The 23,359-nt window shown below is 39.8% G+C and carries 24 protein-coding genes; 4 read left to right on the top strand and 20 right to left on the bottom strand.

From position 1 onward, the window contains the following. Positions 1 to 166: 166 nt before the first annotated feature. From CYJ57_RS00305 to CYJ57_RS00275, 7 genes are all read right to left on the bottom strand, one after another. Positions 167 to 595, bottom strand: a complete 429-nt coding sequence (locus tag CYJ57_RS00305; protein ID WP_006700792.1) for a single-stranded DNA-binding protein — start codon at positions 593 to 595, stop codon at positions 167 to 169. Between the two features lie 77 nt (positions 596 to 672). Beyond that, complete coding sequence (gene whiA / locus CYJ57_RS00300) at positions 673 to 1,596, bottom strand: DNA-binding protein WhiA (RefSeq protein ID WP_006700791.1); 924 nt, start codon at positions 1,594 to 1,596, stop codon at positions 673 to 675. 26 nt (positions 1,597 to 1,622) lie between these two features. Next, positions 1,623 to 2,618 (bottom strand): gluconeogenesis factor YvcK family protein, encoded by a 996-nt coding sequence (locus CYJ57_RS00295; RefSeq protein WP_101953628.1) that lies wholly within the window; start codon positions 2,616 to 2,618, stop codon positions 1,623 to 1,625. 14 nt (positions 2,619 to 2,632) lie between these two features. Continuing rightward, on the bottom strand, positions 2,633 to 3,499 hold the full coding sequence (gene rapZ / locus CYJ57_RS00290) for an RNase adapter RapZ (RefSeq protein WP_006700789.1): 867 nt from the start codon (positions 3,497 to 3,499) through the stop codon (positions 2,633 to 2,635). A 157-nt stretch (positions 3,500 to 3,656) separates the two neighbouring features. Next, complete coding sequence (locus tag CYJ57_RS00285) at positions 3,657 to 5,033, bottom strand: L,D-transpeptidase family protein (RefSeq protein WP_180764338.1); 1,377 nt, start codon at positions 5,031 to 5,033, stop codon at positions 3,657 to 3,659. A 98-nt stretch (positions 5,034 to 5,131) separates the two neighbouring features. Next, entirely contained in the window at positions 5,132 to 5,809 is a 678-nt protein-coding gene (locus tag CYJ57_RS00280) for an O-methyltransferase (RefSeq protein ID WP_101953626.1), read from the bottom strand. 73 nt (positions 5,810 to 5,882) lie between these two features. Continuing rightward, a complete protein-coding gene (locus tag CYJ57_RS00275) occupies positions 5,883 to 7,295 on the bottom strand; it encodes a hemolysin family protein (protein WP_101953625.1) in 1,413 nt (470 codons plus the stop codon). Between the two features lie 265 nt (positions 7,296 to 7,560). Here CYJ57_RS00275 and cbpA point away from each other — a divergent pair, with 265 nt between their 5' ends. Beyond that, positions 7,561 to 8,193, top strand: a complete 633-nt coding sequence (gene cbpA / locus CYJ57_RS00270) for a cyclic di-AMP binding protein CbpA (protein WP_101953624.1) — start codon at positions 7,561 to 7,563, stop codon at positions 8,191 to 8,193. 77 nt (positions 8,194 to 8,270) lie between these two features. Here cbpA and CYJ57_RS00265 read toward each other — a convergent pair whose 3' ends face one another. The 8 genes from CYJ57_RS00265 to CYJ57_RS00230 all read right to left on the bottom strand — a co-directional run bounded on the left by CYJ57_RS00265 (position 8,271) and on the right by CYJ57_RS00230 (position 16,277). After that, entirely contained in the window at positions 8,271 to 8,918 is a 648-nt protein-coding gene (locus CYJ57_RS00265) for an MBL fold metallo-hydrolase (protein WP_101953623.1), read from the bottom strand. 17 nt (positions 8,919 to 8,935) lie between these two features. Beyond that, positions 8,936 to 10,108, bottom strand: a complete 1,173-nt coding sequence (alr, locus tag CYJ57_RS00260) for an alanine racemase (protein ID WP_101953622.1) — start codon at positions 10,106 to 10,108, stop codon at positions 8,936 to 8,938. Positions 10,109 to 10,140: 32 nt separating this feature from the next. Beyond that, positions 10,141 to 10,494 carry a holo-ACP synthase gene (gene acpS, locus CYJ57_RS00255; protein WP_101953621.1) on the bottom strand — a complete coding sequence of 118 codons (354 nt, stop codon included), beginning with the start codon at positions 10,492 to 10,494 and terminating at the stop codon, positions 10,141 to 10,143. Positions 10,495 to 10,517: 23 nt separating this feature from the next. Beyond that, the gene (gene cshA / locus CYJ57_RS00250) at positions 10,518 to 12,161 is read right to left on the bottom strand and encodes a degradosome RNA helicase CshA (RefSeq protein ID WP_101953620.1); all 1,644 of its coding nucleotides are present in this window, start codon (positions 12,159 to 12,161) and stop codon (positions 10,518 to 10,520) included. Positions 12,162 to 12,187: 26 nt separating this feature from the next. Beyond that, positions 12,188 to 13,615, bottom strand: a complete 1,428-nt coding sequence (locus CYJ57_RS00245; RefSeq protein ID WP_101953619.1) for a UDP-N-acetylmuramoyl-tripeptide--D-alanyl-D-alanine ligase — start codon at positions 13,613 to 13,615, stop codon at positions 12,188 to 12,190. 81 nt (positions 13,616 to 13,696) lie between these two features. Beyond that, entirely contained in the window at positions 13,697 to 14,782 is a 1,086-nt protein-coding gene (locus CYJ57_RS00240; RefSeq protein WP_101953618.1) for a D-alanine--D-alanine ligase, read from the bottom strand. After that, positions 14,779 to 15,561 (bottom strand): hypothetical protein, encoded by a 783-nt coding sequence (locus CYJ57_RS00235; protein ID WP_101953617.1) that lies wholly within the window; start codon positions 15,559 to 15,561, stop codon positions 14,779 to 14,781. Before CYJ57_RS00235 ends, CYJ57_RS00240 begins: the two co-directional genes overlap by 4 nt. Positions 15,562 to 15,722: 161 nt before the next feature. Continuing rightward, the gene (locus CYJ57_RS00230; protein ID WP_101953616.1) at positions 15,723 to 16,277 is read right to left on the bottom strand and encodes a LemA family protein; all 555 of its coding nucleotides are present in this window, start codon (positions 16,275 to 16,277) and stop codon (positions 15,723 to 15,725) included. A gap of 176 nt (positions 16,278 to 16,453) precedes the next feature. Between CYJ57_RS00230 and CYJ57_RS00225 the strand changes: the two genes are divergently transcribed. After that, complete coding sequence (locus tag CYJ57_RS00225) at positions 16,454 to 17,926, top strand: SLC13 family permease (protein WP_101953615.1); 1,473 nt, start codon at positions 16,454 to 16,456, stop codon at positions 17,924 to 17,926. Between the two features lie 20 nt (positions 17,927 to 17,946). Then, complete coding sequence (locus CYJ57_RS00220; protein WP_101953614.1) at positions 17,947 to 18,216, top strand: chorismate mutase; 270 nt, start codon at positions 17,947 to 17,949, stop codon at positions 18,214 to 18,216. 54 nt (positions 18,217 to 18,270) lie between these two features. On the opposite strand, the gene CYJ57_RS00215 is transcribed toward CYJ57_RS00220, so the two are convergent. Next, a complete protein-coding gene (locus CYJ57_RS00215) occupies positions 18,271 to 19,548 on the bottom strand; it encodes a peptidase U32 family protein (protein ID WP_244896554.1) in 1,278 nt (425 codons plus the stop codon). Between the two features lie 13 nt (positions 19,549 to 19,561). Further along, complete coding sequence (locus CYJ57_RS00210) at positions 19,562 to 20,482, bottom strand: peptidase U32 family protein (protein WP_101953613.1); 921 nt, start codon at positions 20,480 to 20,482, stop codon at positions 19,562 to 19,564. A gap of 185 nt (positions 20,483 to 20,667) precedes the next feature. Here CYJ57_RS00210 and fsa point away from each other — a divergent pair, with 185 nt between their 5' ends. Beyond that, the gene (fsa, locus tag CYJ57_RS00205) at positions 20,668 to 21,321 is read left to right on the top strand and encodes a fructose-6-phosphate aldolase (RefSeq protein ID WP_101953612.1); all 654 of its coding nucleotides are present in this window, start codon (positions 20,668 to 20,670) and stop codon (positions 21,319 to 21,321) included. 69 nt (positions 21,322 to 21,390) lie between these two features. Here fsa and efp read toward each other — a convergent pair whose 3' ends face one another. From efp to CYJ57_RS00190, 3 genes are all read right to left on the bottom strand, one after another. Beyond that, entirely contained in the window at positions 21,391 to 21,948 is a 558-nt protein-coding gene (efp, locus tag CYJ57_RS00200; RefSeq protein ID WP_101953611.1) for an elongation factor P, read from the bottom strand. 73 nt (positions 21,949 to 22,021) lie between these two features. Continuing rightward, positions 22,022 to 22,756, bottom strand: coding sequence for a peptidoglycan editing factor PgeF (pgeF, locus tag CYJ57_RS00195; RefSeq protein ID WP_180764337.1), 735 nt, complete (start codon positions 22,754 to 22,756; stop codon positions 22,022 to 22,024). A 1-nt stretch (position 22,757) separates the two neighbouring features. Further along, a complete protein-coding gene (locus CYJ57_RS00190) occupies positions 22,758 to 23,321 on the bottom strand; it encodes a hypothetical protein (RefSeq protein WP_101953609.1) in 564 nt (187 codons plus the stop codon). Positions 23,322 to 23,359: the final 38 nt, after the last annotated feature.

Here is a 23,359-nt window from a genome sequence, read left to right as displayed (position 1 = left end):
GTTGTTCAGCGTATTCTGTCAGCTTTATTATACACGATTCACCGAAAAATCGCTGATGTTTCATCGATTAACATAAAAACTCTCTTTGTTTTCATGATTTTTTCACACATTCATCTTAGCCATTAAAAAGAAGCGACCTAAAGCCGCTTCTTCAATCTACTTCATCTTACTTCGGTTGCCCGACCGTCAGCGGAGTATCTGAACTTATTACTCCAACTTTTTCTTCTTCACGTGGGGCTGGGGGCACGGCTTGCGCGGATTCATTCGTATTAGAAGTAGGGTTTGATCCAATCAATGTCAGTTCTTCAACGAGACATTCAATGACATAGACATCCTGTTCTTCTCGATTTTTATATTTTCTACTTTGCATCCGTCCAGCCAAAGAGATTTGATCCCCTTTTTTACAATAACGATCCATTAACTCTGCCAAATGATCCCAAGCAACAAATGGAATAAAATCTGTGGCACGATTACCATTACTATCACGATGGTGTCGTTGAATCGCAATCACATTATTAACCACTCGTCCATTACTCCCTACTTGTCTCACTTCAACATCTCGGACAACTCGACCTACAAAAACGACTTTATTCATTAAAGTCACTCCTTTCTTTTTTACCCAAAAAATCGGGGCTAGTAATAAGTACACAAAAAAGGAGTGAAATACTTTTTTTATTTTAAAGTTTCTGCAATTTGGACCAGTTTTCGTAGCCGATGATTTACTCCGGATTTACTAATCGGACCTCCAGGAATTTCTTCACCCAATTGCTTTAAGCTCATATCTGGATTAGCTTGACGAAAGATTGCCATTTCTCGTAACTTATCCGGCAACCAATCTAACCCTTTAGTTTCTTCAATAATTTGAATCGCTTCACGTTGCCTTTGCGACGCATCAATCGTCTTATTCAAATTCGCATTTTCCATATTGACAAGTCGATTCACCGAATTACGCATATCCCGCACAATCCGTATATCTTCAAACCGCAGCACTGCGCTGGTAGCCCCAATTAAAATTAAAAAGTCTGCGATTTTTTCTGCTTCTTTTAAATAAGTAATATAGCCGTTGCGTCGCTGTACCATTTTTGCATTTAAACCAAATTCATTCATCATATGACATAATGCTTCGTTATGTTCTTCATAGTTAGTGTAGATTTCAAGGTGATAATTTGCGCCTTCAGGACTGTTGACCGAACCACTCGCTAAAAATGCGCCCCGCAAATAGGAACGCTTTTTAGCATCACTTTGTAAAATATCTTCTGGGATTTTTGATTGAATTCCAGCTGGTCCCATTACACTTAAATCTTCTAAAATTTCTTTGACCTGAGTACGTACACGCACAATATAGACGTTGTTTTTCTTAAGTTTCATTTTTCGGCGGACGAGAAGTTCGCCTTCCACATTATAGTGCTCTTTGATAAGTGTGTAGATGCGTCGAGCAATCGCTGCGTTTTCACTTTGAATATTTAAGATGAATCGTTGCTGATAGATTGACACATTCCCATTGATTCGAATTAAAGCGGCCAGTTCTGCCTTGGCATGCTCTTTATGCACCTCTAACAGCGTGCATTCTTTTTTGACATCCGCTGCAAAGGTCATAGCATCCACCCCCTAAATAATCATTATTAAAGTTTAAATTCTGGTGTGTTTAATAAATAACTTAATTCATGGACAACTTTTTGCGTATCATGGTACGCTCCACCATCTTTCATACTCAAGAATTCAGCTGAGATGACACGACATCCTTGATCTCGCAAAGCTTGGAAATCATGTTTCACTTGCAATAAATATTCTTCATTGGGCTGGTTCATAATATAGTCTTCGGGAACTTTTGCAGTGTTTACAAGTACGGTATCAATCAGTGGTTTTCCTAGATGATGATTTAATACTTCCACATGATTTGCATCAGTAAAGTTCTCCGTTTCTCCAAGTTGAGTCATAATATTGCAAATATAAACAATCTCCGCAGATGTCTCCATCATCGCATGACGGATTTGCTCAATCATCAAGTTCGGTAAAATACTTGTATAAAGACTTCCTGGACCCAACACCACCATATCAGCTTCTAAAATAGCCTGTACAACTCGTGGCGATGCGTCTACCGCAGGCTCTCCGTTGTGACGCGTTACCGTGACATAATCAATCGGCTTACGATGTAGCGCAATTTTCGATTCACCTTTCGCCATCGTCCCATCTTTAAAGTAAGCATTTAAGATTAAAGCTTCTTGAGCTGCAGGGAGGATTTGGCCTTTCACACTCATCCATTTTGATAAGGTATCAATCGCTTGTTGCAATGAGCCGTTCATTTCTTTAAGGGCTGCAATTAATAAATTTCCAATCGCATGTCCAGCTAAAAAGGCATCATCCGTATTAAAGCGGTATTGAAACATTTCAATGACTTCTTCCGGACTTTCTGATAGCGCACAAATACAGTTACGAATATCGCCTGGTGGCACCACATTCACATAGTCACGAATAATCCCACTACTACCACCATCGTCCGCTACCGTGACCACGGCCGTAATTTGAGCGTTAATGCCCTTAAGTCCTCGTAAAATAACAGGAAGCCCCGTTCCTCCTCCGATGACTGCTACTTTTTTATTAGGTTTTACTTCACTCATAATTTTCCTCGTCTCTATTTCTTCTGGCTATCACGATGAGTTATATTGACTCGATAATCATCGTTGGCCAAATCTTTAGCAATGCGTCGCGCTAAAGAAACCGAGCGGTGTTTCCCACCTGTACATCCAATACCAATCGTAACTACTGCCTTGCCTTCTTTCTTATAACCCGGCATACAATAGCGAATCAACTCCATAAAACGTTTATAAAACTGTTCAGTCTCAGGTTGTTGCATCACATAATCATATACCCGGCTATCTTCCCCCGTTAGCGGACGTAACTCTTCAATGTAATAAGGATTAGGTAAGAATCTTACATCCATAATAATATCCGGATCAATGGGTGCACCATATTTAAAACCAAAAGACATTACTTCAATATGAAATGTTTCTTGATTCAGCGTGTCAAAATGTTCATTAATTTTTGCTCGTAATTGTTTGGGTTTTAATCCAGTTGTATCAATAATAATTTGAGCCCGTGCTTTTAAGGTTTCAAGCAAGGCGCGCTCTCGTTGAATTCCCACCAAAATACGATCATCTTCTGCTAATGGGTGCTTGCGACGGGTTTCTTTGTATCTTGAGACCAGTGTCGTATCTGATGCATCTAAAAATAAAATTCGGGTGGTAACATGTTGTGTATCAATCATATTGGATAATACGCGCTCTAAATCATCAAAAAATTCCCGCGTTCTTAAGTCTACCACGAGCGCGACTCGGTTAATTTTACCTGATTCTTTAATCAATTCCCAAAAAGTTGGCAGAATTGACGGTGGCATGTTATCAATACAATAAAACCCTAGATCTTCAAAGCTTCGCATCGCAACCGTTTTACCTGCTCCACTCATTCCTGTAATGACAACTAATTCCAATGATTCAGCCATGGATACCACTCCTTCTTTATTAATCATCTTATTATACCAATTCCAAGGATAACTGCCAATCTTCACCGAATTAGTTAGGTTATACGTAGCTTTTCCTTAATAAAAAACGTTGAATTGATCGTAAATCATCAATCCAACGCTTTACTATAATTCATAATTAGTAAACAATCACTGGCATGCCAATATCAATCGCTGCATATACCTCGCCCATAATCCATGGTGGTGTATTGACACATCCTAGGGAGCCTCTTTCTAAATAAGTCGTTCCACCAAAGTTCGCTTGCCAATCTGCATCATGAATTCCTTGACCGGTATCATCAAATGGAATCCAGTAGCTTACTGGGACATCATATTCCTTTTCCGTTCGTGGGTTATAGCCTTTCAGATTTTCATTTTCAGCTTTATTCCAAACAGAGTAAGCTCCAGGAATCGTATCTGTTCCTACTTGTCCTGTAACGATTGGGGTTTCTACCACCAACTGTCCATCGCGATAAATCCACATATGTTGATGGGTAATTGATACTTCAACATAGCTATTGCCAATATCATCGGCTTGATTATATCCAGTCCCAACAATAACAGGTTCTCGCGTAACGGATTGCCCCGATTGTAGATCATTGACGATAGCCTGCGTTTCACTTTCACGGTCGATAGACCAACCTAACGTGCCGGGCTGAACCGTTACGGGGCCGTCATAAGTTGAATTGAATTGGCGTGATTTATTATATGTCGCATATTGATCATTTAATTCACCTAAATAATCGTAAATTGCTTCTTCATCAAAGACTAATTGATTGCTTTGGTCAAATTGGATCCAACTTTGAATTTTCTCCTCTGGAATCACAACGTCTTCTCCTGCAATTTGTAAGGTGATTTTTGTTGCGATAACTTGATTGATGCGCTCCATCGCCTTTTCAGCTTTTTCCTTAATTTCGCTGTCATCTTCTACTTCACGATAAGCTTGATTTAATTCTACTGTATGCTCATCGTTCGCTATTGTCTTCCCAATAAGTGTCGCTAGCTTATCGTAATCAATCATATCGCCTTGCGTCGCTTCCGTTAAGTAGTACCCTTGATGATCTGAATAGGCAATACTAACGGGCTGACCTACAGAACGTTGTTCATTATTAATACCCATATCAGCAAGTCGCTGGCGCAACGATTCATCATCAAAAGTGACGCCCTGGTTTGAAGAGTATGCGTGATGATTAGAATTAAAAAAGTTCATAATCCAATAATTCGGATTTTGATTTTGATAAGTATTATTTAACGCTGTTTCAAACTTAAACTCACTCTTTAAATCTTTAAGCTGTAATTGACCCAATTCCTTACCATTTTCCTTGATGTCGACCACTTGTTGATCTAAGTGATTTTGGACTTTCTCTCGAGCTTGAGCTAACGTTAAATTGCTCACATCAACTGAATCGAATGTTGTATTTACTTGAAATCGATCAGCGTAGTAGCCAATACCTGCGCCGTATCCTATCAACAAAATAAGAAACAATGACAATAACCCTATAAGAAATTTCTTCATCGACATACTACCTCTCTTCTTTGTCCATTTCTCTTCACAGTATAGCAAAGAGATGTGAATTTTTTGCTAAATTTGCTTGACCTTTTCGTTTTATAAAACTATTCTTCAATTATTTCTTTACGAATCAACAACAACCCATCCCCTAACGGAATCAAAGAAGCGCGGTGAGGCGATGCATAGACTACTTCAAATAACTCGTTCAATTTTCGATGAATTTTTCGAACTCGTTTTGGAATGGTTGATTCATCATCCAAGACGGTTCCTCCTTGAAGCACATCATCGATTAATAATACGCCTCCAACCTTCAGAAGTCGCATGCATTCTGGGAAAAATTCGACATATTTTGCTTTGGCACTATCCATAAAAATAACATCATACGGCCCATTTAGTGTTGGTAATATGTCAGCCGCATCTCCTTCTAATAAGGTGATCCGCTCCTCCAAGGCTAGGTGTTTGAAATTTTCTTTCGCTCGTTCATACATTAAGGGATAACGGTCAATAGTTGTTAAATGGCCTTGAGAGGTCAAATGTTGCGCCATCAAACTAGCTGAAAAACCGATGGCAGTGCCAATTTCTAATATTTGTTCAGGTTGAATAATACTCATGAATAGATCAATAAACTTTGCGGTTTCATGAGGAATAATTGGAATCCCTCTTTCATTGGCATAAGCTTGAATTTGATTAACACCTTCACTATCAAATCCACCCTGAGCCGTCCGCATAAATTCGACTACTTTCTCCATCACAACAGGACGATGCATCATTTCATTTAACATTCTTTATTTCTCCTTTATTAAAATAAATAACGAACCTACCCCTCATTCGAGGATACTGTAGGCTCGTTCATCATTAATCCTTGAGTGTTTCTAATTCATTTATCTCACGAGTCAACTCTTGATGGACGCGTTCTTGATCCACATCACTATATAAATTATAGTCTGTATCAATCGTGGCAAGCGGATCGAGCTCGACGCGAATGCCACGAATTCGACCATTTTCGATGGTATCGGTAGTAAGAACATATCGATTGGCACGAAATGTCAATTGCTCGTCATTTTCAGGAACATAGCCGAGGTGGTAAATCATTAATCCTGCAATCGTATCTACTTCATCGGATTCTAACGTCTCTTCAAAATAATTATTGAATTTATCTAATGGTACTATTCCATTGATATAAAAGTGCGTCTCATCGATTTGTTCAATATCCCCTAAAGAGATTTCATCCGTTTCATCTTCGATATCTCCCACAATTTCCTCTAAGACATCTTCCATCGTCACAATTCCTTCAACACCACCATACTCATCGCGTAAAATCGCCATATGATTCTCCGCTCGGCGAAACTCTACCAATAAATCATCGATGTAAATCGTTGAGGGAACAAACAACGGTGGGCTCGCCAATTCATGCAACTGAATATGTTCAAACCCATGTTCTGCGGCTGCTTTAAGTACGTGTTTAATATGCAAGACCCCTACCACATTATCTTTATCATCTTCATAAATTGGAATCCGTGAAAAAGGTGAGCTCAAAATTTCCGCAATATTCTCACTGTAGTCATCTTCAATATCGATCATAAAGGTATCTGTTCGAGGCACCATAATCTCCCGTGCCATTTTGTCATCTAATGACAATACACCTTGCAACATGGTAAATTCCTCTAAGTCAATCGAACCTTCATCGCGACTTTCAGAGAGAATGGCTTTCATCTCATCTCGTGTGAAACGTTCATCTCCCTTATGGAAATCGATTGGCGTAATTTTTCGCAAACCACTTGAGGCTGCTTGAATTAACCAAACGAAGGGTTTAAATAAACGATAAGTTCCCATAATAATGAAACTCGTTGACAGTGCTACTTGTTCCGGCGCTTGCAACGCCACTTGCTTAGGATAAACTTCACCTAATACGATAATTAATAAGGCTAATCCTAAAAATCCTAGTCCAATCGCTACATACTGCAAAACATTCCATGTCGCCATGGTTCCATTGGAAGACATATACGATAAATAATACAATGTCATTCGTGATCCGATGACCAACGTGATTAAGGTGGTAATCACTTGCATCGTAGCTAAGAAAGTTTCAGGTAATTCAATCAATTGAAGCACACGACGTGCATTACGTAAGCCGTCATCCGCCATGGCACGAATTTTGGATTGATTCAATGACACATAAGCCGTCTCATTTGCCGCATAAAATGCATTTAGCATAATTAATATTAGTAGTACCAACAACTGCGGCCACAAGGAACCCGGGGAATCCATGTTTATTCTCTCCTTTTTGATAAAAAAAATTTCAGTTTTCTTCTATTTTTTCATAATGTTTTCTCTACAATAATATAAGCAATTTCAGTTAAAAAATCAATCTTTGCCCTAAGTGATACAACGTTAACACGCGACTCAATGGTATTTTATTAAATATTTATGATTTTTATCAGATTAATGTTAAAATACTATGAGAGAAAGATAGCTATTATAATGGGTAAATGATATAATCTAGTAGTTAATACATACGAAAGGCAGGTTAAGCATGCTAGAGCACTTAATGGTACCCGCATCACAAGTTATTACAATTGCAGAATCATTTAATCTTCAATCAGCCTTAGAAGTATTGGAAAAACACCAACTCCGCTGTGCACCAGTGATTGATAACAGCGGGCAATTATATCGCGGGAATATTTATCGATATCATATCTACAAGTATGCATATGAGCATCCTGACACACAACTCGAAACGATTCCAGTAACACATTTATTAAAGAATTCAAGTCATGTCATCCAAGAACCTAATTCTATTTTGCATTTATTTTTCGCCATTCGTGACTTACCCTATATTGCTGTATTAAATGAACAACGTTCTTTTATTGGTATTGTTTACCATAAAACGATGCGTGATTATATCGTACAGGGATGGGATCTAAAAAATGCGAGCTACTTTATACAGATTGATCTTCAACATACTCCCTTTGAAGAAATCAAATTATGGTGGTTAATGAGGCGCCATCTCAATGTTACCGGCCAATTAACTTTTGAGGAAACAACATATGATACACCCAACTGTTTATGCCTCTTAATTCCAAATCATATCTCGGATATTAAAGTTAATCAGTTTATCCATCATTTAACAAAACGAGATTATCGCGTCAATTCTTATCCAATCTAAGACTCAATAAGAAACCTAGTGTAACTGTCTCATTCAGTGCACTAGGATTTTTTGAGCGCATCACTGCCAAACAAAAATTATTGATCGCTAAAGTTATGCATGTCTTTACGACGGAATACTTCAAAGAAAGGATTAGTTTTTAATTCTTCACCAATGGTTGTAGTACCACCATGGCCTGGATATAGCCGGTAATTTTCTGGTAATGGAATAATTTCTTGACCAATATAATAGATGAGATCAAAGTAACTTCCTCCTGGAAGGTCTGTACGACCAATCGTCCCTTTGAAAATCGTATCTCCATTGAATATTAGAGCTTGATCATGGAACACATACACGACATGCGCAGGGCTGTGACCGGGAACAAAGCGGACTTCAAATTCAAAATTCCCAATTTGATACGTTCCCTTATGCTGCCAATAATGTTCAGGTGCTCGGTAATGCCCCATTTGATCTGCAGTATATTCAATAAATAAATCTTCTTCTGCTTCAGGAATATATACTTCAACTTGATAGTGTTCTCTAATGTCATTGACTGCCCCTACATGGTCAAAATGACAGTGGGTAATTAAGATTGCTATAGGGCGTACTTTCAATGAATCAATCCACTCAATCAATCGATCACTTTGAGCACCAGGATCAATAATAATCGCTTCTTTTTGTTCATTGATTAAGAGGTAGGTATTTTCTTGCAAACGACCTACTTCCATTTGCTCTACTTGATACATTTTACATAACTCCTTATTTACTCATTCAAATAAACTCTAGGAACACGTTCCCCGATTGAGGTGACAATTTCGTAACCAATCGTTCCAACTTGTTTCGCAATATTCGACGCACTATTATTCGACTGCGTCTCCGGACTAATCAAAATGACTGACGTGCCTACGGGATAATTTTCTGGGAGTCGAATCATTAATTGATCCATATTGATCACCCCTAATACTGGGCATGGTTGACCCTTAACACTTAAAGTGACCTCCCGATAGTGTCTCAACCAGCCATCAGCATAACCAATCGGAATGGTGCCAATCCACTCGTCACTCTCGGTTGTATAAGTCGCACCATAACTGATAGATTGTCCAGCAGGAACTTGTTTGACGTATACTAACTCCGATACTAGTTCTAACGCGGGTTGCAAAGTGTATTGCGTGCCATTATCTAATTGATCTTTCGGATCAATTCCGTACATTCCAATTCCAAAACGGATAATGTCACTTTTTTGCGTCTGGTGCGCTGCTAACCAAGCTGAATCATTGTGCCAAATTCCCATCGCAGTATTAGCAAAGTGACGTTCTTTTACCGAACTAGGGACCGATTCAAGCAACGAATTCCACTGATTTAATTGATGTTCAATATAATCAGCAGGTCCTCCCCCCGCCGTTGAAAAATGGGTGAAAACCCCTTGCCAATCTACCCAATCTAACTGGGATACCGCTTGATGGAACATCTCAATCTCGTCACACGTGCGAAGTCCAATCCGTCCCATTCCTGTATCAAGCGGGAGATGACAAATTAAACGGTGATGCTTCAACAAGTCTAATTGATCCGTTTGTTCTAATTGGCGGTATGCTTGATCAAACCAACTTGGATGCGCAACTGTAACGGTAATTTGATAATGCAAAATTTCTGCAATCCCTCTTGGGTCGGTGAGACCCAGAACAATAATCGGTACCGAGGTGATGTTAGCTTCTCTCAGTTCAATCGCTTCATCAACTGTTGCTACCAACAATCCCGTTGCTCCTGCTTCAAGAGCTGCCTTGGATACTGGCACACTGCCATGGCCGTACGCATTGGCTTTAACCGTTGCGTATAGCTTCTGATCTGCCGACAACGTCTCAAGTACATGCTGAACATTGTGACGGATCGCTGCTAAATCTACAATAGCCATTGTTGGACGATGATCCGTAAATTGCATAAAATTGCTCCTTTCGTAGAACCTTATTTTAATTATTCTTCAATAATAACTGTAGCCATCGCATAATCTCGACTATGACTAATCGATACAACCACTTCCGGGTACAAGACTGGACCTGCTATCATCCTAGGTTCACCGTCAGCGGTATTTATTACTGATAAACGATGAAATGGAATTCGCTTCGCTTCAGCCGAAGCAAGTGCTTTAATAAAAGCTTCTTTCGCAGCAAATCTTCCAGCTAAATAGGCTAGACGACGGCCTGGGTGTTGGTAGGAAAAAAATTGTGTTTGTTCTTCAACACTTAGGATACGTTCGACAAACTGTGGATGTTTTGCCAAAACATGTTGAATTCGATCGATTTCAATAATATCTGTTCCTAGCCGCATTCCCTCACCTCTTAGAGACCTTATTAACGTTGACGTTGTCGTATTTTAAATCCTTTATTATTCTTTCTCACTTGGCTATTTCTTTTAGTGCTAGAGCGTTTGGATGTTTCCTTAAAATTTCTTGATCTTTTGCCCGAGTATCTTGATTGTTCTTCCTTATTTTTTCGTTCATGTTTTGAACGTTTGGAATATTTTTTCTTTCTTATATCTTTAGTATCATACTGCTTATTTTCTGGTTTAATCCGTTCTGAACGGTTCGATGAGGTGTGCTTCCGGCGCTGTTGATGATGTTTCGACTTTGAATCTCGTTGACGGGAATGACTGTTATGCCGCTTGCTTTTACGCTTTGGTAATGGTTTTTGGGGCGAAATCACAACATCAATTTGCGTCGAATCACTGATGACTTCCGTCAATAAGGCCGTTACTAAGTCATTCACTTCATAGTGTTCTAATAACATCTTCGCTGTATTACGTAATGCATCCGCTTCTTCAGATTGTAATGTTAGATTCATTCGATCAATCAACTGTTGTATTTGACCGTGTTGGGCTTCTTTCGAAGTTGGTGGACGCATTGGCATCATCTGAATACGAGTTAATTGCTCAATCGTCTTTAAATATGCCATCTCGTTATGGGGCACAAAGGTAATAGACATCCCCTCTTTGCCCGCTCTACCCGTTCGCCCGATGCGGTGAACATAGCTTTCAGGGTCTTGAGGAATATCATAGTTATAGACATGAGTTACACCCGATATATCCAGTCCGCGAGCGGCTACATCGGTAGCCACTAATATTTCTAAGACGCCGTCTTTTAATTCTTTGATCACACTCGTTCGTTTCTGTTGGGTAATATCTCCGTGAATCATCTCCGCATTATAGCCACGCAATGCGAGCCCACGACCTACTTCATCCACCCTTTTTTTCGTGCGACAAAAGATAATCGCTTGTTTCGGGTTATGAATATCAATAAAACGTGTTAAAATATCAAATTTTTCACCGTCACTACACTTGGTAAAATATTGATCAATTAAATCCGCCGTCATCTGTTGCGCTTCAATTTGAACATGTTGAGGATGACGTAAAAACTCCTCTGCCAATGCCTTAATTTCTGATGGCATCGTAGCTGAAAATAACAACGTCTGGCGTGAATCGGGAGTAGCTTGAATAATCGCACGAATATCTTCAATAAATCCCATATTCAACATTTCGTCTGCTTCGTCAAGCACCAATTGTCTCAACTGACTAAAATCAAGCACATGACGGTTTATCAAATCTAAAATTCGACCCGGTGTTCCGACAATAATTTGCGGATTATAACGTTTAAGTCGTTCAATTTGTTTACCAATCGGTGTTCCGCCATAGACTGAGTAAACTTTGGCTTTTAATAATTTGCCATAGCGGTATAATTCTTCCTGAACTTGAATTGCTAATTCACGCGTCGGTGCGATAATGAGTCCTTGGATCGTTCGATTCGATAAATCGAGATGTTCTAGCATCGGGATGCCAAAAGCTGCGGTCTTTCCAGTCCCTGTTTGTGCTTGACCGATAAGGTCGTCACCCGTTAAAGCAATAGGAATCGCATCGCGCTGTATCGGTGTTAATTCCTCAAAGCCTAATTCATCAAAAATTTGTATTAATTCTGGTTTTATATTAAGTTGGTTAAATTCCACTCAGTACATTCCTCTTTCTCTATCGGTTATTCTTTTCGTAAAAAATTGTGTGTTTCATGATTGGTTAACGCGGTAACGACTTGTAACAAATCGACACCTAAGCTGGATTTTACGAGCACGATGTCTTCAGGGCGAATCGATGCTTGGATTCGTTCAATCAAACGATCGTGATCTTTGCGAATATAATGAATCTGATCGGAAGGATAATTTGGGTGGGTTTCTTCATATAGCGCACCCATTTCATCACCAAAGAGATAGACTAGATCTATGGTTTCCGGATCAATCACCTCTGCGATACTACGATGATAGGCTTCACTCTTCTCGCCGAGCTCGCGAATATCCCCTAAAACAGCAATCCGTCGGCCACCTTTTGGACGTTGCAGTCGTGCAAAAGCTTGAAGTACCGCCTTCATCGATGTTGGACTCGCATTATACGCATCGTTCAATACTTGCAGACCATTATCAGCTTGAATCCATTCTAGGCGACTCGCGGTCAATTTAAATTGTGCGAGCTGGAAAATCGCTTGTTCGATTGGAACATTTAATCGCTTCGCAACACTTAATGCAACGAGCGCATTATTCACATTATAGGCGCCCATTACTGGAATTTTACATATGACATTTGAATCTAAATTAGTTTTAAAATAAGTTTGGTCTTTTTCCTCAATAATGTCATAAGCATAGACATCGTTGTCCTCTTCCAAACCAAAACTAATACACTCAACCGAAGAAACCCAGTCTTCGAGAAAATCGGTAATTAGCGGTTCCGCCCCAGGATAAATAAAGACTCCCTCTGGATTTAAGCCTGATAGTATCTCTAACTTAGCTTGCGCAATTCCAGCCCGGCTTCCTAAAAACTCCAAATGACTTTCGCCAATTAAAGTAATTACGGCGATATCGGGCTCCGCAATATGACTTAATAATGCTATCTCACCAAAGCCACTCATGCCCATCTCCAACACTGCCACTTCTGTTTCTTTCGGCATCGAAAGAATCGTGTAAGGCAAGCCGATTTCATTATTATAGTTGCCTTCAGTCTTGTGGATATGATATTTGGCGGTTAAGGCATTTGCCATCATATCTTTAGTCGTTGTTTTCCCGTTGCTACCGGTAATCCCAATAACAATCGGATCAATCATATGACGGTAATAATTTGCTAAAGACTGCATCGCCCGCAATGTATCATCCACATAAATTACCGCAAGTTGATCGATCGGAGCGCTATCCGCTTCACGCGACCAAAAAGTTGCGACAGCTCCTTGCTCAATTGCATTTACTACATAATCATGTCCGTCCGAAGCACCACCCGTTAATGGTACAAATAAATCTCCCGGCTTAATTTTTCGTGAGTCAAACTCGACACCTGTTATATTAATTTCATGATCCGGTCCAGGCGCCGTAAATTCACTCGCACCAACCGCCTGAACGATATCAAGGATGTTTATTGTCTCCACAGTACTCTCCTTACATAATGCGCAAAGACACGAATAAGCTCTGTTCAATCCACAGAGTAGATTCGTGCCCAGCATCTTTTTCTAATATTCAACCCGCTTTTGTGCTAATTGCTCGTGGCGGCGTATAGCTAGCTGAAGTAACTCTTCAACTAAATCAACTTGCGATAAGCCTGTTCGTTCCCACAAAACAGGATACATACTAAACTGCGTAAATCCTGGCATGGTATTAATCTCATTAATATACACATCATCATTGGATGTTAAGAAGAAATCGACACGCGCTAAGCCACTACCGTCAATCGCTCGATAAGCTTTCAATGCATACTCACGAATCGTATCTGAAAGAGACTCCTCAATATTCGCCGGAATTTCCATTTCTACTGTATTATTAATGTACTTCTCTTCATAGTCGTAGAAAGAAGCCCCTTTTACTAAACGGCCCACTACGCTTACATGGGCATCATCGTTTCCAAGAACGGCAACTTCAATTTCATCGGCATTAATTCCTTGTTCTACAACAATTCGGTGGTCATACTCTAAAGCTAAATTAATTGCTTGAACGAGTGCTTCACTGTCTTCAACACGTGAAATCCCAACTGATGAACCCATATTTGCTGGTTTGACAAATAACGGATACAACAAACTACCCTCAGCTTTATTAATAAGAGCATCTTGGTCTTCATTCCATTCTCTACGATCAAATGCAATATATGGCACTTGGGGAATTCCAACATGATCGAATAATTGTTTGGTAATAATTTTGTCCATCCCACACGCGCTGGCACAAACACCGGCGCCAACATATGGCAGACCTAATGTTTCTAGAAACCCTTGGATCGTTCCATCTTCGCCATTGGGGCCATGTAACACTGGAAATACAATCGCATCTTCTCGGTAAATCTCACAAGGTGAAATTTCAACACCGTAAGACGTATCTGAGGCATTTTCTCCCCATCTCGCTTCTTCAGATTTTATCAGATGAAGTTGACCTTCATAAGCCGGAGGAGAAGATAGTTTTGGCCCTTGCAACCATCTACCATCACGCGTAATCATCACAGGTTGTACAGAATACACTTCGTAAGTAATCATTTGTGCAATATTGTGCGCGGATAATATTGAAATGTCATGTTCCGCACTTTGTCCACCATATAGTAAAATGATATTCATCTTGATAAGTCCTCCGTATCTGTACTCAACTGCTCTTCATTCAATTCGAACAACCATGTTTTAGTCGCATCATCATAAGTTATAAAACCAACATGTTCTTTCGGAAGTTGATGTTGGGTTAATAAAGTTAATTCATCTTCAATAATATTAATTGGAATACGCCAACTCTCACCAATCGGGACTGCTTGGGAAAAATTAATTTTCAACCCATCTACAAAGAGCGGGGCCATCTGCTCAGCAATTTCCAAAGGCATTTTCGCTACTTCTTTTTTGCGGAACAATGAAAATCGATTGGATTCCTCAACCAACAATTGGGTCTGTTGACATATCATCCGTTGAAATCTCGGTAGAAAATGTGCTACATGTCGATAATAAACCTTTATCAATCCGTTCGGTAAGGTCAAAAACACATAGTTATTTTGTAATTTATAGAAAAAAGCGGATTTTAACGGACGATTCGCATGAAATAAATATAGCATTTCAGATATTTCATTCGGTGTTAGTTGATGCATCGCCTCGACACTCTCAAAGTCAATCCAGGCACACAGACGTGTTTTATAATCTTCAACCGCTCTGAAATAGTTAATCACTTCACCGCGTGTTCGCAAAATTTTAAAGTTTGTTTGCACATCGAAACGCCCAAAATCTAACGTGGCATCCGATAGAATCATCGCTTTCGGAATAAAGCTCGGATCAAAATCTATTAATTTTAAATCCATACCGCGAGTCATCACATGGTTCGTTACCGAATCATAATGGATATATAAATTTTTACGCATCACCGAGCTCCTTTCTACAATGGTTCATACCGAATTATTTTAACATTTTTTGAGATGATTTGAAATCATTCTTTGTCACAAAAATACCCGAATAGTTCGTTGAAGTCAAAGTTCAAGCAACTATTCGGATATACCTAAGCATTTTTAAAGAGTGAGTCCTCTTAGAATTGAACTTCTGGGACTTTTCGATCTTCTTCAGGTGTTTCTAACAAGTTGGAAGGTTCAAAGTTATGAATGCCTGCGATTAAATTCGTTGGAAAACTTTGGATGGCTGTATTGTATTGGGTAGCACTAGAGTTAAATAATTGACGTGCTGTCGCGATTTGTTTTTCCAATTCTTCAAGGGTTGATTGCAATTGTAAGAAATTCGTATTCGCTTTTAAATCTGGATATTGTTCTGCCACTGCTAATAATCTTGATAATGCCCCTGACAATTGGTTGGAAGCCGCATTAATTTGTTCAGGCGTTGCATTCGCTGGCAAATTAATTAATTGTTGACGTGCTTTTGTGACGGACTCAAGCGTTTCTGATTCATGCGTCGCATAACCTTTAACAGTATTGACCAAGTTCGGAATTAAATCATTTCGTCTTTGTAATTGAACATCAATTTGAGAGAACGCTTCTTTGACCCAGTTACGTAACTTGATTAATCGGTTATAAGTACTAACCCATACAAGTCCAACAATAACCACGATTCCTAAAATAATCCATAACATATTAACAACTCCCTTGATTATGATAATTAATTCTTACTAAAGTATAACATATTCAACGTCTGCGCACACGTAATATCCTCGAATTGGTGCAATGACTTTATCATTGTATATGATATAATACCTTTGAATTAATGACGTATGATATGCGTTAAGAACATAAAGATAGGAGATCACTTATGCCCCCTACAAAATCACGTCAATTTAATCCTTATATATTTCTCAGCTTGATGATTTTATCCATCGGCGTACTGATTGGATGGCAAGGTTGGTATATTGGAAATATTGCCCCTGTAACGAGTCAATTGCTCGCATTATTTTTAGCAAGTCTTATTTTATGGCTCAAGGTAGCCATTGACTGGCCGAGCTTAATTACACTTATCGGTCTAGGTTTGCTACCGGGACTGACATATAGCGAAGTCTTTACATTATCCTTTGGCAATACGACCTTTGTTTTCTTATTCTTTACGTTTATTGTGACCTATGCCCTCGAACAAACTTATGCCCTGAAACGCGTGATTGCGTGGGCGATGAATAGCCGTTTTGCACAAGTATCTGCTGAGCGATTTATCTTCGCGTTTTTGTCTGTTATTTTGCTATTAGCATCCTTTATTTCTCCAACCATTTTATTTATGATTATCTTTCCACTTTACGAAGAAATCATGCATCAATTTGACTTAAAAAAGGGAGATCGACGAGCATCTCAACTGTTAATTGCCCTATTTTCAACGATTGCGATTGGGACAGCGATGACACCCATTAATCATGTGTTTGCGATTACTGCAATGGGAATCTATTCGAGTGCATCAGGCGTCACCATTAGTAACGCGCAATATATGTCTTTCGCGGTCCCTGCGGGGTTGATTATTTTTCTATTACTACTCTTTTCACTCAAATATTTATGGCGTTTTGATTTGTCAGACATTCAAATTCAAACCGTCCATTCTCTGAAAGATTTGCCTCCGGTAGACACTCAGGAGCGGTGGACGATTGCAGTTTTTATCGCAATGGTATTAATGTGGATTGTTCCGGAACTGCTGGGGGGGCTCTGGCCGAATGTGGCACTCTTTTTCAAAACCGCGGGCATTGCCTTTCCCCCAATGCTCTGCTGCTTACTACTTGCCGGCATCCATCTTCAAGGCAAACCTTTAATCCATTTGCCTGAAGCCATTCAGCGTGGTGTCTACTGGCCGAGCCTACTGATTGTTGCAGCCACATTAAGTTTAGGAAATGTGCTAACAAATCCGGAATTTGGCGTGACTCAATTGATTGAGTCTCATCTCGGGACCGTTCTTGTTGGTTTAACACCCCTTATGATGTGCTTATTATTTATCACTTGGGCTGGAGTGCAAACCAACTTTGCTTCCAACCTCGTCACCACGACAATGGTCACAACCATTTTAACAACGGTTGCTGCTACTCAAATGACACAGAACTTTAACGTCGGTGTGGTCGCGTGCTTAATTGGTTTTATTGCCTCCATCGCATTAATGACCCCGCCAGCCATGCCATATGTCGCCCTATCTATCGGTTCTAATTGGACCTCTTCCCGCGACTGCCTTAAATATGGAGGATGGATTCTCGTCATTAGCATTTTAATCGCTACATTTATAGGCTATCCATTAGGCCATTATCTGATTCCTCTTCCATAGAAATAGAAAGGATGATTCAAATGTTAGAACAACAACGTCAGCAAATTGATCAAATCGACCGTGAACTCGTCCGACTTTTTGAAGCGCGCATGCATGTCGTTGAAGAAGTTGCTCAAATAAAATTAAAACATCAACTGCCGATTTTAGATGCTCAACGCGAAAAACAAGTCATTATGAAAGTGCAAGGATACCTTGCCAATTCAGAATTTGAAGATGCACTGGCTGATTTTTATACAGAGCTTATGCGCATTTCGCGCCAACACCAACAACAGTGGATCGATCAAAATTAAGTTTATAGAATCTCTACGCTAAAAAGACAGCGCTATGGCTGTCTTTTCTCTCTTCTAATCTAAATCTGCTTTTCGAATCATATCATGTGGTTTAAGTGGGTGTTTTACCCGAATTTTAAAGATGTCCATTGGATTTGGTGCTTCCGTAACAAGCACACCCTCTTCATCCCATATCTCATCAATCACATCATATTGATGACGTAAGCCAGGTCCGTAAAATTCAACTTCGTCCCCTTTTTCAAACTTATAACGTTGTTGGACGGTCGCAATTTGTGTGGCTTCATCATAATCTAGAACTTCTGCTACAAATCGATATTGACGTATTTCACGGGGTTGTCCAAAAATTTGTTCCTTCTCTGTCGGTTGACCGTAGAAGAAACCTGTCGCTAACTCACGGTGAGCGGTCTTCCATAATTCATCCACCCACTCTTGCTTGAGCTCGTAATTCTCTGGGTCTTCTAAGTAAGAATCGATTGCTTTACGATAAACGTTGCAAACCGTAGAGACATAGTGAATCGACTTCATGCGACCTTCAATTTTTAATGAGTCTACCCCCGAATTTACAATATCCGGAATGTGCTCAATCATCGATAGGTCAACCGCACTCATTGCAAAGGCTGACTCTAACTCTTCATGCTCACTCTCTACGGTTAAGCGTTCATCTAACGTAATCATATCGGACAGCCCATATTTCCAGCGGCAAGATTGACAACAGCCACCACGGTTCGCATCACGATGTGCCATATGGTTTGATAAAGTACAACGACCTGAATAAGAAATACACATCGCACCATGAATAAAGACTTCGATTTCTACATCGGTATTAGCTCGAATTTCTTCAATTTCTTGCATTGAAACTTCACGACCTAATACACAGCGAGTTAATCCTGCATCTTGCCAGAAGTTCAATGTTTCATAGTTTACCGCAGATTGTTGTGTAGAAAGATGCATCTCTAAACCAGGCGCTTCAGTTGCGCAAATGTGCATTAAGGCAGGGTCTGATATAATAACCGCATCAATCCCAATATCTCGAATTGTCCGGAAAAATTCTCCCGCTCCTTTTTCGTCCCCCATATGGGTGACCATATTAGTCGCACAATAGACTTTAGCACCTCGGGCGTGTGCGAATTCTACTCCTTCACGCATCTGATCGTAGTCAAAGTTACGTGCACGGCTTCTTAAGCCATACGCAGGAGCACCAATATAGACCGCATCGGCTCCATAATGAATCGCGATTTTTAATTTTTCTAAGCTACCTGCAGGCGCTAATAATTCTGGACGTTTTAACCCATTCTCCATCGCAGGTCTTGGTTGTTTTACTATTTCTGTCATCATTTACTCCTTATTATTTAACAGTTCCTGGTTCATGTAAGAAGAATCCAGTATCTAAATCTCGATAAGCCGGTTGAAATTGATGCAATTGTTCATCAAGAGCTTGCATCACTTCTTCGTTCCACTGATTACTTTCAATCCGTCGTTTTGCCTCTAAATATACACTGATAATGCGATTATAATGTTCCTTAGGGCATAAAATACCATCTAAAAACCAGTGATTCACGCCACATTCTACCAAATCATTTAAGTAAGGTAGTAGATCTAAGTCATTATCTGCAAAAATATGGGTACCATGCGAATCTTCAAAGATTGCATAATGCGAGTCCGGATTATTTGGGGTCGATAACGCTAAGTGTCGATCTTCAAATCGACTGGGTTCCGCTTGAATATAGTTAAAATAATTCTCCAATAATTGACGGCGGCTATGATGAATACACGTCGCTCCATATACTTGATAGTACAATGGAATTACCGCTTCTTTTGCCATCTCAACTAATTCATAATAAGGAACTTCTCTAGCTACAAACGAAGCTACCGCACCATATCGACTCCAAAAATTCACTTGCCCCGCACTAGCAACTAAGGTTGCCGCATCATAAATATAAGGCATCGAACAATCCGGCTCTTTTAAGATTTGAATCAGACCGGTATCACCAACTAATAATTTATCCGCGCCTAACGCTTTAATCCGTCTTAAAAAAGGACGTGCCTGCTCTATCTTATCATTATGCAAGATGGCATTGGCTGCCACAATTACTTCGACATTATGTTGATGCGCATAGTCAATCATCTCCGCCATCGCTTCTTCCGAAAAATGTCCTGGAATGCGCAAACCGAAAACAGCTTCTCCAATCAGTAATTGATCAACGCCAAGGTCGACCAATTCGCGTCCTTGCTCTAAGGATTCTGCTGTTGCTAGAACTTTTATCATATTTATTTCCTCTTTCATTATGCACACTTCATTTAGTACGTAATAATTCGCATGTCATATCATATCATAGCGACTCTATTTGTAAAAGTCATCTTACTTTAATTTCTCAATCGACAGACGATTAAAGCGATTACTTGAAATAATTATGTTATAATAAAATCATTAAAAAGCAAAGGAGTTTTGGGATGAAATTTTTCTTAGACACAGCAAATATCGAAGAGATTAAACGCATCAACGCACTCGGCTTAGTCGATGGAGTCACCACTAACCCTACGTTGATTGCTAAGGAGAACTTACCATTCAAAGAAGTGATCGTAGACATCTGTCGTGAAGTTAAAGGTCCTGTCAGCGCAGAAGTTGTCGGGTTAACTTACGAAGAGATGGTTAATGAAGCTCGCGAAGTCGCGGCTTGGGCTGATAATGTTGTCGTTAAAATTCCGATGACCGAAGCAGGTCTAAAAGCCGTCCATACACTTTCACAAGAAGGTATTAAGACCAATGTAACCTTAATCTTCACCGTCGCCCAAGGACTGATGGCAGCAAAAGCTGGTGCTACTTATATTAGTCCATTTTTAGGTCGCCTTGATGATATTGGTGCAGACGGTCTCCAACTCGTTGCAGATTTAAAAGAAGTGATGGATATTTATGGCTTCTCAACCGAAATTATTGCAGCAAGTATCCGCCACTTACCTCACTTAGAAGGTTCCGCTTTAGCAGGTGCTGATATTGCGACTGTACCTGGATCCATTTTCCCTAAATTATGGTCTCACCCATTAACCGATCGCGGGATTGATTCATTCTTAGCAGACTGGGAAAAATACCAATCCGAACAAAAATAAATAATAATCTTTAACACAAAAGACTGCCATTATGAGGTGTCCCTCAATAATGGCAGTCTTTATTAACAATTATGCGCGTTTTTGGTACGATCCGTCAGTTGTATTAATAATTAATTTTTCGCCAACTTCAATAAAGTCTGGAACGTTAACCACTAATCCCGTTTCCATTGTCGCAGGTTTTCCTGATCCTGTTACCGTCGCACCTTTAATTGACGGTTGTGTTTCAGTTACCGTTAGAACTACTGTTTGTGGTAAAGATACCCCAATCACTTCTGAGCCGTAAAATTGGATGCTAGTTTGTTCATTTTCCAATAAGTATTTTAACTCATCTTCGATCGTATTCATTGGAATTTCATATTGTTCAAATGTTTCCATATCCATAAAGACCGCATTATTGTCTGCGTTATATAGATATTGAACATCTTTATCTTCTAAATAAGCACGCTCAAATTTTTCATCTGGGCGGAAAGTCGTCTCAACCGTTGATCCCGCTCTAACATCACGTAATTTCATACGCATTACGGTATTTCCTTTACCTGGTTTGTGGTGACTTGCTTCCAATACTTTAATTAATTTACCATCAACAATAATGGTCATTCCCGCTTTTAAATCTACTGCAGAAATCATCTTCTCATCTCCTTTTTGAATCAAATCCGTTCACATTATAGCATAATTCAGTCTACTTACGCTATGAAACTTTTTATTCTACCGGCATCATTACTGCCAATGCATTCAAGCCAAATTGTGGTGAATCTCTCCGGCAAGAATGAAGTGATGGTGTCGTGTAGGTTGATTGGCTCGCAACTTCAATTTGCTCTTGCGAGAAGCCTAATTCCGTCAAAATCGATTGATTCGCATCGATCATACTGAGCCGATAACGTCCTTCATCATCCGGAACGATAAAAGTGTCACGTTCTGAAAAAACATCAAATGCTTCATAGACTTCACGACCAACTTGGTAATTCGCTTGATCAATTGAAGGTCCAATATAGGCAATCATATCTTTCAACTGACATCCAAATTCATTCACCATCTGGTCATATGCTTGCTGGGCAATTCGTTGTACCGTCCCTCGCCAACCTGAATGAACAATGGACAATACTTTGCGCTGCGTATCATATAACACTACCGGTGTACAGTCGGCAAATTTTACCAGTAAGGCAATGCCAGGTCGGTCCGTGATCAATCCATCGGCATCTCCTGCCAATCTTCCCCAAGGCATTTGCTCCCCATTATTGCCATCGCAATAGATGACCCGATTTCCGTGAACTTGCCGTGCGGTATAAAGCGCCTGCGGGGTTGATTCAAGTTGCTTTTCAATCCATTGATAAGATGGGATAAGCTGGTCCCCTGCCGTCTCAGCCTTAAAGTTCGCTTCGCCTCGACCTGCCAAATAATGACTAATGCCATTGGCTGTTAATAACTTCGACTTCACTTTATTCTCCTTTAAAGACAACACCATTTTTTCGAAGACACTTGATCGTCCCCTCAGCAATTCCAGGCTGACTCACTAATTCCTCTACGGTCACATTCCGGTAGGACTCAACGGTTGTCAGTCCCATTTCCGTTAGCTTAGAATGAGCTCGTCCTCGGACCCCTTTAAGTGGCGAATCAACTTCTGTCTTAGAGGAATTATTTTTCGCTTGAGTTTTCACTGAAGTATTTGCCGATGCTTTTTTGGACACTGCTTTTATTTTAGGCTTTGCTTTTGATTTGTTTTTTGTCTTACTCTTTGGAAAAGCTACAATCGTTGCCTTTTCCTGTTTCGCCGTATTGCCTTGTCTTTCTTCACGGATTAGCGACGCATCGATTAATTGGGCTACTTCATCCCATGGTTTCATATGAACGAAATATTCAAACAATCTTTCCAACTCTTGATCTGTCACTCTAAACTGTTGTATGAACCCTTCAATAATTTGATCGAATGCAACATACGGTCCGCGATGATTTCGCAAAAACATTAAAAATTTGTGAATTACATCTGGTTTTATATTACCCATATGCTCCCTCCTCTGATACACTAAGTATACCGATTATT

This window comes from Falseniella ignava (genome assembly GCF_002847645.1).
Lineage (GTDB): Bacteria > Bacillota > Bacilli > Lactobacillales > Aerococcaceae > Falseniella > Falseniella ignava.
The sequence above is the reverse complement of the archived record's forward strand: the minus strand, read 5'-3'. Positions and strand labels throughout refer to the sequence as shown.